General features: G+C 70.4%; 12 protein-coding genes, 1 tRNA gene and 1 pseudogene. 6 read left to right on the top strand and 8 right to left on the bottom strand.

The annotated features are described in order from the left end of the window. Positions 1–39: 39 nt before the first annotated feature. Together fusA and ACZ6ZP_RS20135 are read right to left on the bottom strand one after the other, a co-directional pair. Positions 40–2,160, bottom strand: coding sequence for an elongation factor G (gene fusA / locus ACZ6ZP_RS20140; RefSeq protein WP_351169070.1), 2,121 nt, complete (start codon positions 2,158–2,160; stop codon positions 40–42). A 65-nt stretch (positions 2,161–2,225) separates the two neighbouring features. After that, positions 2,226–3,668, bottom strand: coding sequence for a DHA2 family efflux MFS transporter permease subunit (locus ACZ6ZP_RS20135; protein WP_351169073.1), 1,443 nt, complete (start codon positions 3,666–3,668; stop codon positions 2,226–2,228). Positions 3,669–3,774: 106 nt separating this feature from the next. Between ACZ6ZP_RS20135 and ACZ6ZP_RS20130 the strand changes: the two genes are divergently transcribed. Next, positions 3,775–4,266 carry an FBP domain-containing protein gene (locus tag ACZ6ZP_RS20130; RefSeq protein ID WP_469407742.1) on the top strand — a complete coding sequence of 164 codons (492 nt, stop codon included), beginning with the start codon at positions 3,775–3,777 and terminating at the stop codon, positions 4,264–4,266. On the opposite strand, the gene ACZ6ZP_RS20125 is transcribed toward ACZ6ZP_RS20130, so the two are convergent. Continuing rightward, positions 4,263–4,865 (bottom strand): MarR family winged helix-turn-helix transcriptional regulator, encoded by a 603-nt coding sequence (locus ACZ6ZP_RS20125; protein WP_366461906.1) that lies wholly within the window; start codon positions 4,863–4,865, stop codon positions 4,263–4,265. The genes ACZ6ZP_RS20130 and ACZ6ZP_RS20125 overlap by 4 nt on opposite strands. Positions 4,866–5,144: 279 nt before the next feature. Then, positions 5,145–6,287: an acyl-CoA dehydrogenase family protein gene (locus ACZ6ZP_RS20120; RefSeq protein ID WP_351169082.1), complete on the bottom strand. Its 1,143-nt coding sequence runs from the start codon at positions 6,285–6,287 to the stop codon at positions 5,145–5,147. A 183-nt stretch (positions 6,288–6,470) separates the two neighbouring features. Here ACZ6ZP_RS20120 and ACZ6ZP_RS20115 point away from each other — a divergent pair, with 183 nt between their 5' ends. Next, complete coding sequence (locus ACZ6ZP_RS20115; RefSeq protein WP_351169085.1) at positions 6,471–7,109, top strand: helix-turn-helix domain-containing protein; 639 nt, start codon at positions 6,471–6,473, stop codon at positions 7,107–7,109. Between the two features lie 19 nt (positions 7,110–7,128). Here the strand turns inward: ACZ6ZP_RS20115 and ACZ6ZP_RS20110 are convergent. The 3 genes and pseudogenes from ACZ6ZP_RS20110 to ACZ6ZP_RS20100 all read right to left on the bottom strand — a co-directional run. Continuing rightward, positions 7,129–7,728: pseudogene (locus ACZ6ZP_RS20110) on the bottom strand (HAD family hydrolase); the annotation flags it as partial. A gap of 114 nt (positions 7,729–7,842) precedes the next feature. Then, entirely contained in the window at positions 7,843–8,163 is a 321-nt protein-coding gene (locus ACZ6ZP_RS20105) for a LysR family transcriptional regulator (protein ID WP_351169088.1), read from the bottom strand. A gap of 41 nt (positions 8,164–8,204) precedes the next feature. Then, on the bottom strand, positions 8,205–9,191 hold the full coding sequence (locus ACZ6ZP_RS20100; protein WP_351169091.1) for a ScbA/BarX family gamma-butyrolactone biosynthesis protein: 987 nt from the start codon (positions 9,189–9,191) through the stop codon (positions 8,205–8,207). Positions 9,192–9,345: 154 nt separating this feature from the next. On the opposite strand from ACZ6ZP_RS20100, the gene ACZ6ZP_RS20095 reads away from it, so the two are divergent. Next, positions 9,346–9,978 (top strand): ScbR family autoregulator-binding transcription factor, encoded by a 633-nt coding sequence (locus tag ACZ6ZP_RS20095; RefSeq protein ID WP_351169094.1) that lies wholly within the window; start codon positions 9,346–9,348, stop codon positions 9,976–9,978. 221 nt (positions 9,979–10,199) lie between these two features. On the opposite strand, the gene ACZ6ZP_RS20090 is transcribed toward ACZ6ZP_RS20095, so the two are convergent. Continuing rightward, positions 10,200–10,286: transfer RNA gene (locus ACZ6ZP_RS20090), tRNA-Leu, on the bottom strand. A 397-nt stretch (positions 10,287–10,683) separates the two neighbouring features. Between ACZ6ZP_RS20090 and ACZ6ZP_RS20085 the strand changes: the two genes are divergently transcribed. From ACZ6ZP_RS20085 to ACZ6ZP_RS20075, 3 genes are all read left to right on the top strand, one after another. Continuing rightward, a complete protein-coding gene (locus ACZ6ZP_RS20085; protein WP_351169097.1) occupies positions 10,684–11,592 on the top strand; it encodes a DUF3662 and FHA domain-containing protein in 909 nt (302 codons plus the stop codon). 10 nt (positions 11,593–11,602) lie between these two features. Beyond that, on the top strand, positions 11,603–12,130 hold the full coding sequence (locus ACZ6ZP_RS20080; RefSeq protein WP_351169100.1) for an FHA domain-containing protein FhaB/FipA: 528 nt from the start codon (positions 11,603–11,605) through the stop codon (positions 12,128–12,130). Between the two features lie 120 nt (positions 12,131–12,250). Beyond that, complete coding sequence (locus ACZ6ZP_RS20075) at positions 12,251–13,798, top strand: Stp1/IreP family PP2C-type Ser/Thr phosphatase (protein WP_383815583.1); 1,548 nt, start codon at positions 12,251–12,253, stop codon at positions 13,796–13,798. The last annotated feature ends 18 nt before the right edge of the window (positions 13,799–13,816 follow it).

Genomic DNA, 13,816 nt, shown 5'->3' with positions numbered 1-13,816 from the left:
TCTGTGCCGGGGCGGGCCGTCCAGGGTCCGTCCGGGCCGCTATTCGCCCTTGGTCTTCGCGATGATCTCCTCGGCGACGCTCCGGGGGACCTCGGCGTAGGAGTCGAACTGCATCGAGTAGTTCGCCCGGCCCGAGGTCTTGCTGCGGAGGTCCCCGACGTAGCCGAACATCTCCGACAACGGCACCAGACCGGTGACGAGCTTGACGCCGTGGCGGTCCTCCATGGACTGGATCTGACCGCGGCGGGAGTTGATGTCTCCGATGACATCGCCCATGTACTCCTCGGGCGTCGTCACCTCGACCTTCATCATCGGTTCGAGCAGGGCGGGGGAGGCCAGGCGCGCGGCCTCCTTGAAGGCCATCGAACCGGCGATCTTGAAGGCCATCTCGGAGGAGTCGACCTCGTGGTAGGCGCCGTCCAGGAGGACCACCCGGACACCCGTGAGGGGGTAACCGGCGAGCACGCCGAAGTCCATGGCCTCCTGGCAGCCGGCGTCCACGGACGGGATGTACTCGCGCGGGACACGGCCGCCGCTGACCTTGTTCTCGAACTCGTAGCCGTCGCCGTCGAGGGGTTCGAGTGCGATCTGCACCTTCGCGAACTGGCCGGAGCCGCCCGTCTGCTTCTTGTGCGTGAAGTCGTGCTTCGGGACGGTCCTGCGCAGCGTCTCGCGGTAGGCGACCTGCGGCTTGCCGACGTTCGCCTCGACCTTGAACTCGCGCTTCATGCGGTCGACGAGGATGTCGAGGTGGAGTTCGCCCATCCCGGCGATGATGGTCTGCCCGGTCTCCTCGTCGGTCTTGACGCGGAAGGACGGGTCCTCCTCGGCCAGGCGCTGGATGGCGACGCCCAGCTTCTCCTGGTCGCCCTTGGACTTGGGCTCGATCGCCACCTCGATGACCGGGGCCGGGAAGTCCATGGACTCCAGGATGACCGGGCTCTTGTCGTCGCACAGCGTCTCGCCGGTGGTGGTCTGCTTCAGGCCCATGACGGCGACGATGTCACCGGCGCCCACCGAGTCGATCTCCGTGCGCTTGTTGGCGTGCATCCGGTAGATCTTGCCGATGCGTTCCCGCTTGCCCTTGACGGAGTTGAGCACCGCGGTGCCGGCGTCCAGGCGGCCGGAGTAGACCCGGATGAAGGTGAGCTTGCCCAGGTGCGGGTCGCTGGCGATCTTGAACGCGAGCGCCGCGAGCGGCTCGTCGTCGGCGGGCCTGCGCAGCACGACCTCCTCGGGGTCGTTCACCGCGTGGCCCTCGATGGCCTCGACGTCCAGGGGGGACGGGAGATAGCGCACGACCGCGTCGAGCAGGGGCTGGACGCCCTTGTTCTTGAACGCGGTGCCGCAGAACACCGGGGTGACCGTGGTGTCCGAGGACTTGCCCGACGCGATGGTGATGCGCCGGATCGCGGCGTACAGCTGCTCCACCGAGGGGTCCTGGCCCTCCAGGTACAGCTCCATGAGCTCTTCGTCGTTCTCCGCGACGGCCTCGAGCAGCTTGCCGCGCCACTCGGCGGCGGCCTCGGTGTGCGTGGCGGGGATCTCGACGGTGTCGTAGGCCTCGCCCTTGGCGGCATCGGCCGACCAGACGTACGCCTTCATCGTCACCAGGTCGACGACGCCCTTGAAGTCGGCCTCCGCCCCGATGGGCAGCTGCATGACCAGCGGGGTCGCGCCGAGCCTGTCGGTGATCATGGTGACGCAGCGGTGGAACTCCGCCCCGGTGCGGTCCAGCTTGTTGACGAAGCAGATCCGCGGCACGCCGTAGCGGTCCGCCTGGCGCCAGACGGTCTCGGACTGCGGCTCGACACCGGCGACGCCGTCGAACACGGTCACGGCGCCGTCGAGCACCCGGAGGTTGCGCTCGACCTCGACGGTGAAGTCGACGTGGCCGGGGGTGTCGATGATGTTGATCGTGTGGTCGACGTCCTCCAGCGGCCAGTGGCAGGTCGTCGCGGCGGACGTGATCGTGATGCCGCGCTCCTGCTCCTGCTCCATCCAGTCCATGGTGGCGGCACCGTCGTGGACCTCGCCGATCTTGTACGAGACACCGGTGTAGTACAGGATCCGCTCGGTGGTCGTCGTCTTGCCCGCGTCGATGTGGGCCATGATCCCGATGTTGCGGACCTTGGCCAGGCCAAGCGAAGTGATAGCCATGACTGAGTACTTTCCTGGACGGAGGGGTGGGGCGGGTTCCGCGGGCTCGGGCCCGCGGGGCCTGCTCAGGCCTGCTTGGGGGCGCCCGACGGGAGGAACAGCGCGGGAATCGCGGTGACGACCACGAAGGCGAGGGCCCACCAGAACACGGGGCCGAAGTCCGCCGCCGTGCCGTCGGCCGAGTAGACGTAGTGCTGCAGGAGCAGCGCGACGACGGTGGTGCCCACGGCACCGCCGAGCTGCTGCGAGACCGCGTTGGCCGTGGTCGCGGCCGGCACGCTGGTGACCGGGAGCGAGTGGTAGAGCGTGACCATGATGGGCGCAGCCGCCAGCGCCAGGCCGATGCCCTGGGCGAACAGGGCGCCGAGCAGCAGGGCGTTCACCTCCGCGGTGTCGGCCATGGCGAAGGTCGTGAGGCCCACCGCGACCAGGAGGAGCCCGACGAGGACCAGGGCCCGGGGGTTGCTCTTGGTGTCGATGACCCGGCTGACGAGCAGCACCGCGGCCGCCGTTCCCACACCCTGCGCCACCATGATCGCTCCGGCGCCCAGCGGGCCCTTGCCGCCGGCCTGCTGGAAGAACAGCGGAACCAGCACCACGACTCCGTACAGACCGAAGTTGTTGAGCAGGGTGATGGAGGTCGAGGCCGTGAACATCCGGTCGCGGAAGAGCGAGAAGTCCACGACGCCAGGGGTCTGGGCGCGGGCGGCCCGCACTCCGTGCACCGCGAGCAGGACCGCGCCCGCCGCGACCGGCAGGAGTACCGGCGTGCTGGTCAGCGACGTGCCCTTGGCCAGGTTGCTGAAGCCGAGGATGACCGCGGCCAGACCACCGCCCATGGTGAGCAGTCCGACGAGATCGAGGCGCCCGGGCGCCTGCCCCTTGGAGTTCGGCAGGAGCCGCGCGGACAGGACGATCACCGCGAGGATGATCGGCACGTTCAGGAAGAACGCCCACCGCCAGGAGAACTCCTGGATGAGCGTGCCGCCGAGCACGGGGCCGAGCACCGGCGCGACCAGGAGCGGGACGGCCATCATCGTCATCATCCGGCCCATCTGGGCCCGGCCCGCGACCTCGACCACGATGATCCGCATCAGCGGGAAGAGCATGCTGGCGCCGAAGCCCTGGAGCGCCCGGAAGGCGATGAGGCTGCCCAGCGACCAGGCGGCACCGGCCAGCACCGAGCCCAGCAGGAAGACGGAGAGCGAGGCGGTCCAGGTGGCCGCCGCGCCGAAGCGCTGAGCCGCCCATCCGGTCGCCGGGATGACCGACGACATCGCGAGGAGATACGCGGTGGACGCCCACTGCGCGTCCGCGAGGCCGGCGTCGAAGTACTCGGTGAACGAGTGCATGGCGACGCCGACGATCGTGGTGTCCAGCAGGGCGACGAACGCGCCCAGGGCCAGGACGAGAGCCACGACGACCGGTGAGCGCTCCACTGGCGGAGCGGCCGCCGCTTCCGCCGGCGCCTCCTCCTGGGCGCTCGTGGTGCTGATCTCCTCGGACATGAACTCTTCCTTTCCTGTACAGCGTCGGGGCGGTGACGCCTGGGCTCTAACCTAGACCCCCTTGGGCTTTGCCTAATATACACAGGCATTGCTAGGGTCCGGGATCATGAAGGAATTGACCGACCCGCAGATCCGCGCATCGTTCGTCAACTGCACGAAGGGCGAGGCCAGTCGGCTCACGGTGCCGCGGGATCTTCCCGAACTGCCCTGGGACGACCTGGACTTCCTCGGCTGGCGTGACCCGGGCGCGCCGCAGCGCAGCTACATCGTGGCCGAGCACGAAGGCCGACTGGTGGGCTTCGCGCTCCTGTTGGCGCCGCGCAGCGGCAACGCGTACCACCGCGCCATGTGCTCCATCTGCCTGACCACCCACCCCGCGAGCGGGGTGACGCTGATGACCGCCCGCAAGGCACGCGAGAGCGGCAACAACGAGGACACGGTGGGCGAGTACATCTGCAGCAATCTGGCCTGCTCCCTGTACGTGCGGGGCAAGAAGCGGGCCCAGCCCGGGGGCCGCCTCCAGGAGTCCCTCACCGTGGAGGAGAAGGTCGAGCGCATGCAGACGAAGCTCGCCGACTTCCTGAACAAGCTGTTCTAGCGGCCCTGCGGGGCGCCCGGGGCTCCGCGCAGGACGTCCAGCGTCTGGGCGAGCGCCATCCGGTAGGCGGGCACCGCGGCCTCGTACAGGTCGCGTCCCCGCTCGGTTATCCGGCCGTGCACCGTGCGCCGGTCGCCCGTACTGGGCATGCGCACGGCCAGCTCGTCCCGGACCAGGCGGTCCACGACCCGGGACGTCGACGAGGGGCTGAGACGGATCTCCTGGGCGAGTTCCGCGATACGCAACTGCCCGGGGTGCAGAGCGAGTTGCTCCAGGGCGAGATACGTCGACGGGGACAGCCCGAGGCGGGCGAGCTCACGCGTCAGCGCCCGCTCGAAGTGACAGCGCAGTTCCTCCATGCGCTGCCACCAGGTGAGCTCCCCCTCGGACGCCTCGCGTCTGGCGCGACGGGAGCCGGGCAGGACGGACGCCTCCGGCAGGGCCGGCGCGCCTCCCCTGCCGCTTCCCTCGCCACAGGCCGGGGCGGCGAGCGCGACCCGAGGGGCAGGACGGCGGGAGTGGCCGCCGCCCTGATCGCCCGGGTGGACCGGGCGGTGCGCGGCGAATGTGGTGGTCGGTTCGGGATATGCCGTCGTCACTGAGGATCACCCAATCTCGGTCGATGCCAGGTGGGGGGCGGCGCCTGCAACGAGAAAATCATTCCTTCGAGAAGGTTTCAAATTGGATCAGGGATCCCGATAACAGGTGTCCCGGGCGCCCGACAGCCTGCGCCGACACGGCCCCCGCCCCTGCCCCTGCCCCTGCCCCAACGCGAACGGCCCCCGGCAATGCCGGGGGCCGTTCTTCGGAAGGGTGCGGGCCGTGCGGTGGGCGGGCTCACCGCACGGCCCGTGACCCCACCACGTCGGCGCAGCGCGTCAGCGCAGGTCCGCCCCGGCCGCCGCCCACCGGCCGTAGGCCGCCGCGGCGGGCGCCAGCCGCAGGGCGCCGTGCCCCGCGAGGGCGTGCACATCGCGCCAGAACCTCTGCAGCGGCTCCCCGTCGGCCTGGGCGCGTGCGCCGCCGCTGCGGATGAGCCGCTCCACGGCACCGACCAGCATCTCCACGGCGACCGCCGCGTCACGCATGTTCAGGGCCACCGGCAGGTCGTCCAGCGGCGCCCGGTCGGCCCGTTCGGCCGCGCGCCGCAGCAGCAGATGCGCCGCGTCGACCTCGGCGGAGGAGACGGCCAGGGTCTGCTGCGCGACGGCGTCGTCGTCGAGGAGGCGGCCACCGCCCGCCGTGGCGCGCCCCGCGGCCAGCGCGGTCCAGGCGCGCAGGGCGCCGCGCGCCGCGCCGAGCGCGGGCGCCGCGAACATCAGAGACGCGACCAGGGTGTACGGGATGCGGTGGCAGCGCGCGGCGTCCTCCTCGTCGCGCCCCGCGGCCAGCGCGTCGCGCAGGACGGTGCGGTGCTCGGGCACGAAAGCGGCGTCGACCGTGACGCTGTGACTCCCGGTGCCCCGCAGGCCGCTGTTGTGCCAGGTGTCGTGGATCAGGAAGTCGGCGCGCGGCACGGCGAGTATCCGCTGACCACCACCGCCGCCGAGGTCCGGCGCGGCGAGCAGGATCCAGCGGGCGTGGTCGACCCCGCTCGCGAGGTTCCACCGCCCGGTCAGCAGATAGCCGCCGGGCGCCGCGGCGAGCTCCCCGGCAGGCGGCACCACGGCGGCCGCGACGGGCGTGTCCGCGCCGGTCTCCCACAGGTCGGCCTGGCCCTGGCGGGGGAGATGCGCGGCGAGTCTGCCGTGGGCGGCCTGCAGCGCGGCCCACCAGGCGGCGGAGGTACACCCTTCTCCCACCTCGGCGACCGCCTCCAGGAGTTCGGCGAACGTGCCGGTGGAACCGCCGAATTCGGCGGGCACGAAGTGGCGCGCGAAGCCGGCCCGGACCAGGGCGTCGGCCACGGCCGGGTGCAGGGTGCGCGCCTGCTCCGACTCCGTCGCGTACCGGGCTCCCAGAGCGGCGGCGTCATGGGCACGGACGGCGCGCGTCGCCGCGGCCTGCGTGGTGGTGGGCATCAACTTGTCCCCTTCTTGCGGCGTCTCGGGGCATCTCGCGGCTGCACGCAGCTGGATTGTCCGAATACGAAGCTGTTTACGATCGGAATTACGGGATTGACTTGCCCTCCAGCGCCCCTACAGGAAAAGATTCCGTTGCGTAGGAATTTTTGGAGAGCGACGGTGCCGGCTGGGGGCCTGACCATGGGGAAGCAGGACAGGGCGCGGCGTACGCACGCGCTGGTCCTCGACGCGGCCGCCGTGGAGTTCGCCGCACAGGGGTTCGCCGCCACCAACTTGCAGGTGGTCGCCCGGCGTACCGGCCTCACCAAAGGGGCGCTCTACGGACACTTCGACTCCAAGGCCGAACTGGCCGCCGAGCTGACCCGGCAGTTCGAGGAGCGCTGGCAGGCGCTGCTCAACGCGGCCCAGGCCTCGGGGGCGCAGCCCCTGCGGGTGCTCGACCTGCTCCTGACCCAGCTCACCGACCACGCGCAGCACGACACGCGGTTCCGCGCGGGCCTGCGTCTGGTGACCGAGAAGGCTTGGGCCGAGGGCACGAACACCGTGCAGGTGGAGCAGTTGCGGACCCTGCTGCTGCACCTGGTGGCGGGCGCGCAGGAAAGCGGCGGGATCGACCCGGGCCACCGGCCCGAGGTGCTCAGCCAGCTGTTCCTGGCCGTACTCCTCGGGCAGACCCACACGGTTCCCGCCGGGCCGCCGGAACAGGACGGCCGGCAGACACATCACCTGTGGAAGACGTTGCTGCCCGCCATGCGCCACCCGGCGGCCGGACCGGCCCGGCAAGCAGCCCCCATCCCTCGCTCCGCGCAAGGGAGTTGAGCACCGGGTCGTCGCCGACCACCACCGGGTGACCGACGGCCCGCAGCAGATCCACGTCGCTGGCGTGATCGCCGTAGGCGTGGCAGTCGCGTGGGGACGCCCGGTGACCGCTCATCGTCCGCCGGGCGAGCTCCGCCTTCCGCGGACCGATCACCGGGGTGCCGACGTTCCCGGTCAGGACCCCGTCGTGTTCCTCGGCGGTGGTGCACAGGACCACGTCGGCCCGCAGCTCCTCGGCTATCGGCGCCAGGCACGGCAGGAACGACCCGGAGACCAGCGCGACGAGGGCTCCGTCGCGGCGGTGGCCTCGCAGGGCGTCCACGGCAGGCTGGTGGAAGAGGCCTCCCCCCGCCTGTTCGGCCGCGAACCAGGCACGCCCCGCCCGGTTCAGCTCGGCGACCGGGACTCCCCGGAAGTGGCGGTAGAAGGAGCGGTTGAGCCGGCTGCGCGGCACACCCGCCGCCTGGTCACGGAGGTGCTCGTCGCGGGCGCGCAGGAAGCGGGCCCGGTCCTCGCCCGCCCGGTCCCAGTGGAAGGCGAGGAAGCGGGAGAGGCTCGTGACGTTGATGAGCGTCTCGTCCACATCGAAGAATGCGACGGCCGGCGGAACGGCGTTCATGGAGTCCTTGCCACCGCCCGCGAGCGGGCGGCATCGAGTCAGGAGAGAACGAACGGAAACGAACGGAAGCAGACGGAAGGGAGCGAAGGACGGCGCGGCGGCGACGCCCTGCCCCTACAGCGGGTGGGCGTGCGCATGGTGGACCGGACGCCGGACCAGGTCGCCGCGGCGGCCGACCGCGCCGCGGACCTCCCGGCCCGTCGTGTCGACCGCCTGGAGGATCTGGTCCACCCGGCCCTGCAGCACCGCGCCCGCCGGTGTCAGCTCGATCGGGCAGCGCCCGCGACGCAGGAACAGCACGGCGTCGAGGGAGGACTCCAGACTCTTGATCTGGCCGGTGACGGTGGACTGGGCGCAGTGCAGGTTCCTGGCCGCCCGGGTGAAGCTCAACTCCCGTGCCACTTCACGGAAGACACGCAGCTGCTGAAGTTCCATCGCTCGTCCCCTCGGGGTGCGCGCTCGGTTCCGGATGCCGGTCAACAGGCCGGCACGACGCGGTGCGGCCGGTACACGGAAGTCGCGCGGGCGAGGGTGCGTTCGCCCTGGACCGCAGCCAGCCGGATCAGCCGGTCGGCCGGGGCGTCCGCGAGCCCTTCGTGCGCCTGGACCGTGACGGGCGCGTCCAGTTCGCCGAAGCAGTCGAAGCTGACCTCGCACGCCGTCATCAGATGGGACCGCGGGTCGCCGGACTGACGCAGCAGCTGGTGCCCCGCCTGCCGGAAGGCCTCGACGAGGGCCATGCCGGGCACGTGGTCGCTGGCGTGCTCGAAGTACCCGGGGTGCTTCGTGTCCAGGTGCATGCCGTACGTCCCCGGTCCCTCGCTGCTCAACAGGACGTTCTCCGGGCGGACCTGCCCCACCTCGGCGGCCGGGAGCAGCGTCCGGGACCACGGCGGCTGCGGACCGCCGGCCGGGGCGCTGCGGTAGCGAAGGGTGCTGTAGAGCTCGTCGCCCACCGACAGGAGCCGCACCGAAGCCCGCCCGCAGTGCAGGCCGTTGACCTTGAGCGCGGTCTCGAAGCGGGCGCCGAAGCGCTTGGTGGACTGGTTGGTGTCGGGCGTGAACCGCCCGTCGAGCACGACCCGCAGCGGGGCACCGCCCACGCGCAGCGGGGCCGGATCCTGGATCTGGAAGTCGAGGTCGCAGAAGATGAAACGGTGGGCCAGCGGCACCTCGTGGAAGCGGTGCGCGGTGTAGATGGCGGCCTGGCGCACGGTCTCGACCAGCAGCACCGGATCACTGAACCCCGCCGCGTCCGGCTCGTACAGCGCGTGGCTGCGCGGCCACTGGGCCGCGATGAGGACCCGCTCCGAATCCTCCATCCTGCAACCGTCCGTCAGGAAGACCTCGGTCACGGCCGCACGGTGGACCAGGGTGCGCGGCACCGTCTGGTCGTACGTGAGGAGATGGCGTACCGGCTTTGCGTCCTCGGTACATATTTCCGGAAACGTGCTGATCGACATAGGTGAACCCCCCCGGCCCAGTCCCAGAATGTGGGACTACCAATCGGCTAGCGGAAGGAAAATATACCTTCTCGAATGTATATTACAAGGCACGTACAACCGCAGCTCACTCGTCGGGATCCCGGAGTGCTGACCCAGGAAGGGGACGGAGCCGGTGCGGAACACGAACAGTTCGGGCGCGACCCAGCAAGCCACCAGCCAGCCCAAACAGGAGCGCTCACGACGCACGAAGGCCCAGATCCTGCGGGTCGCGGCGGAGATCTTCGCGGAGCAGGGGTATCCGACCGTCACCCTGCAGGCCGTCGCCGAACGCGCCTCGATGACGAAGGGTGCCGTCTACTTCCACTACGCCAACAAGCAGGCGCTGGCCGTCGCCGTCATGGAAGGGCACTACGCGCACTGGCCGCCCCTCGTCGAGCAGGTGGAGGCCATGGAACTGCCGCCGCTCCAGACCCTGCTGACGATCCTGGACCGCACCGCCGAGGCCTTCCACACCGACAGCATCGTCCAGGCCGGCGCCCGGCTGCAGATCGAACGCTCGTTGATCGGCACCGACCTGCCCCAGCCGTACGTCGGGTGGTCCAAGCTGCTCGTCGGGTTCATCGCCGCGGCGAAGGAGGCCGGACAGCTGCGTCCCGAGACCGACCCGCAGGCCCTGGCCCGGGTCGTCGTCGCGTCCTTCTTCGGCGTGCAGCACATCTCGGACGTCCTCACGGGCCGCGCCGACTTCATGGAGCGCTACGCCGAGATGCGCGACGCCCTCTTCAAGGGGTTCACCGTCACCTGAACCGACCGCGGACCACGTGAACCGTCGGGTCCCGCCACCAGCTCTGAGGCGTTCCTCACACCGACGCGACACCCCTGCCACCGCCGACGGCGCCGAGCCGTCGGCGGTCGGCTTCCGCCCGCGACTCCGCCCACCCCGTCAACGTCCGGCCCGCAGTCCGCCCCCAACGCGAGAAGCGGGCCCCCACCAGGACTTCCGTCCTGGTGGAGACCCGCTCCACATGGTGCGCGAGGGGGGAGTTGAACCCCCACGCCCTTTCGGGCACTGGAACCTGAATCCAGCGCGTCTGCCTATTCCGCCACCCGCGCATGGGTGTTGTCTTGGGTCTCTCACTGCTTGGTGCGAGCGCCTTCCGACATCCAGAAGATTAGCACGCTGCCGGGGGTGGATTCACATCCGTATTCGGGGGCACCTGCCCGAGTGATGCGTAGAGATCCGGAGGGATCCGGGACCCGGGCGACCGACTTGCGCCGTACCCGGCGAAGCTCCGCGGCCGGGTGCGGGACACTGGTTTGAGGCCCCCTCTACGATCCCTGGTAGAGGAGCCCGAGAGGAGTCCGGAAGGATCCCGGAACCCTGGTGCGGGCATGCCTTGTGAGAGGCGACACTCATCGACTGGGCGGACAGGGGGAACCAGCCGATTTCCCGGCGCGTGGATACGATCAGTAAGCAGTACCAGGATGACTACGACGGAGGAGGTGCCCCATGGGAGTCATGAAGAAGTTCGAGCAGCGACTCGAAGGTCTCGTCAACGGCACCTTCGCCAAGGTGTTCAAGTCCGAGGTCCAGCCCGTCGAGATCGCCGGCGCCCTGCAGCGCGAGTGCGACAACAACGCGACGATCTGGAACCGCGAGCGGACCGTCGTCCCCAATGACTTCATCGTGGAGCTCAGCGCGCCCGACTTCGAGCGTCTGAGCCCCTACTCGGGACAGCTCGGCGACGAGCTCTCCGGGATGGTGCGCGAGTACGCCAAGCAGCAGCGGTACAGCTTCATGGGCCCCATCAAGGTCCACCTGGAGAAGGCCGAGGACCTCGACACGGGGCTGTACCGAGTGCGCAGTCGCACGCTCGCGTCCAGCACCTCGCAGAGCTCCGAGCGCGCTCCTGCCGGTCCCCCCGGGGTCGGCCCTTCCGGGGGCCCCACGAACGCCGGCCAGAGCCCCGCGAGACCGCCCGCGGGCGGCCAGGGCGGTGGCTACGGCTACCCGCCTCCTCAGCCCTCCGGCGCTCCCCCCATGCCCGCCGCGCCGCCCCCGGGCGGTCGCCCGGGCGGGCCCGCTCCGGTACCGAGCCGCCCCCAGGGGCCCGGCGCCGGGCCTCTTCCGGGTGCGCAGGTGCGGCGCTGGATCGAGATCAACGGCAATCGCCATCAGATCTCCCGCCCGACGCTGGTGCTGGGACGCAGCACCGACGCCGATGTGCGGATCGACGACCCCGGCGTATCGCGCCGGCACTGTGAGATCCGGACCGGAACGCCCTCGACGATCCAGGATCTCGGGTCTACCAACGGCATCGTGGTAGACGGGCAGCACACCACCCGCGCTACGCTCCGCGACGGCTCGCGGATCGTCGTGGGCCAAACCACCATCGTTTACCGGCAAGCCGAAGGGTGAAGCGGGGGCAATGTCAGAGCTGACCCTGACGGTCATGCGGCTGGGTTTCCTAGCCGTTCTGTGGCTGTTCGTGATCGTGGCCGTCCAGGTCATCCGAAGCGACCTGTTTGGAACACGTGTCACGCAGCGCGGTTCGCGCCGCGAGAACGCGCGACCGCAGCAGGCCGCACGCCAGCAACAGCAGGCGGCGGCCGCACCACCTCCCCAGCGCCAGCAGCAGGGCGGCGGGCGGCAGCGCCGCGGCGCCCCCAGCAAGCTGGTCGTGTCCGAAGGAATCCTGGCGGGCACGACGGTCGCCCTGCAGGGTCAGACGATCACGCTGGGCCGAGCGCACGATTCGACGATCGTGCTGGACGACGACTACGCGTCCAGCAGGCATGCCAGGATCTACCCGGACCGTGACGGCCAGTGGATCGTCGAGGATCTCGGGTCCACCAACGGCACGTATCTCGACCGGACCCGACTCACCACCCCGACGCCCGTTCCGCTGGGCGCGCCGATCCGCATCGGCAAGACCGTCATCGAGCTGCGGAAGTAGTACGACAATGAGCGAGCGGAGCGAGCGAGCCGACGCGGTCCACACACTGGACGCCAGCGCGCTCCCGACCGGAGGGTGGGCACCGTGCGGATGTACCCGGAGCCGACGGGCGAGGTGCGCATGAGTCTGTCTTTGCGCTTCGCCGCCGGATCGCACAAAGGCATGATCCGGGAGGGGAACGAGGACTCCGGTTACGCCGGTCCGCGTCTCCTCGCGATCGCCGACGGCATGGGGGGCCAGGCCGCGGGTGAGGTGGCGAGCTCCGAGGTGATCTCGACGCTCGTCACCCTCGACGACGACGTGCCGGGGTCGGACATCCTCACGTCGCTCGGCACCGCCGTGCAGCGCGCCAACGACCAGCTGCGTCTGATGGTCGAGGAGGACCCCCAGCTCGAGGGCATGGGGACGACCCTGACCGCCCTGCTGTGGACGGGACAGCGGCTGGGCCTCGTCCATGTCGGCGACTCGCGCGCCTATCTCCTTCGGGACGGCGTCCTCACGCAGATCACCCAGGACCACACCTGGGTGCAGCGGCTGGTCGACGAGGGCCGGATCACCGAGGAGGAGGCCACCACCCACCCGCAGCGCTCCTTGCTGATGCGCGCGCTGGGCAGTGGTGAGCACGTCGAGCCGGACCTCTCCATCCGCGAAGTCCGCGCCGGCGACCGCTACTTGATCTGCTCGGACGGTCTCTCCGGCGTCGTCTCGCACCAGACGATGGAAGACACCCTCGCGAGCTACCAGGGCCCCCAGGAGACCGTGCAGGAGCTCATCCAGCTCGCGCTGCGCGGCGGCGGCCCCGACAACATCACGGTGATCGTCGCCGACGTCCTGGACATCGACAGCGGCGACACCCTCGCGGGCCAGCTCTCCGACACCCCCGTGGTCGTCGGCGCGGTCGCCGAGAACCAGCTCCAGGCGCAGGACGACGGCGCCATGCAGACCCCCGCGGGCCGCGCGTCCGGCCTCGGCCGTCCCGTCCCCCCGCAGCCCTCCGGAGGCGGCTTCGGGCCGCCCGGGAGCGGCGACACGGCGGGATACGTCCCCGAGGGGAGCTTCGGCGCGTACAGCGACGAGGACTTCGTGAAGCCCGGCGGCGGCCGCAAGTGGCTCAAGAGATCGCTCTACACCGTGCTCGCCCTGGCGGTCGTCGGCGGCGGCCTGTACGGCGGCTACCGCTGGACCCAGACCCAGTACTACGTCGGCACGAACGACACGAACGTCGCCCTGTACCGCGGCATCGACCAGGATCTGGCGTGGGTCAGCCTGTCGAAGGTCGAGGAGAACTACCCGAAGATCGAACTCAAGTACCTGCCGCCGTACCAGCGCAAGCAGGTCGAGGCGACCATCGCCGAGGGCAACCTCGACGACGCCAAGAGCAAGATCGAGGAGCTGGGTCTGCAGGCCTCGGCCTGCGAGAAGGACGCCAAGCGCCGCGAGGCCGAGCGGGAGAACGCCAAGCCGGGCGAGGGCGAGGCGGGCGGCACCACCGGTCTGGCCGCCAAGGCGCCCACCGACGATCCGACCGACCCGGCGGACACGAACGACAAGAACGACAAGAACAGCTCGACCGACAAGAACAAGTCCAAGACCGCACCGACTCCCACACCCGGCCCCAGTCTCTCCGAGGACGAGGAGAAGCTGGTCCCGCTGTGCGGTAAGCAGTAAGCAGCCGTTGGGGGCCTT

The sequence above is a fragment of the Streptomyces sp. NPDC054047 genome (genome assembly GCF_055585065.1).
This window is presented reverse-complemented; position numbering and strand designations above follow the sequence as displayed.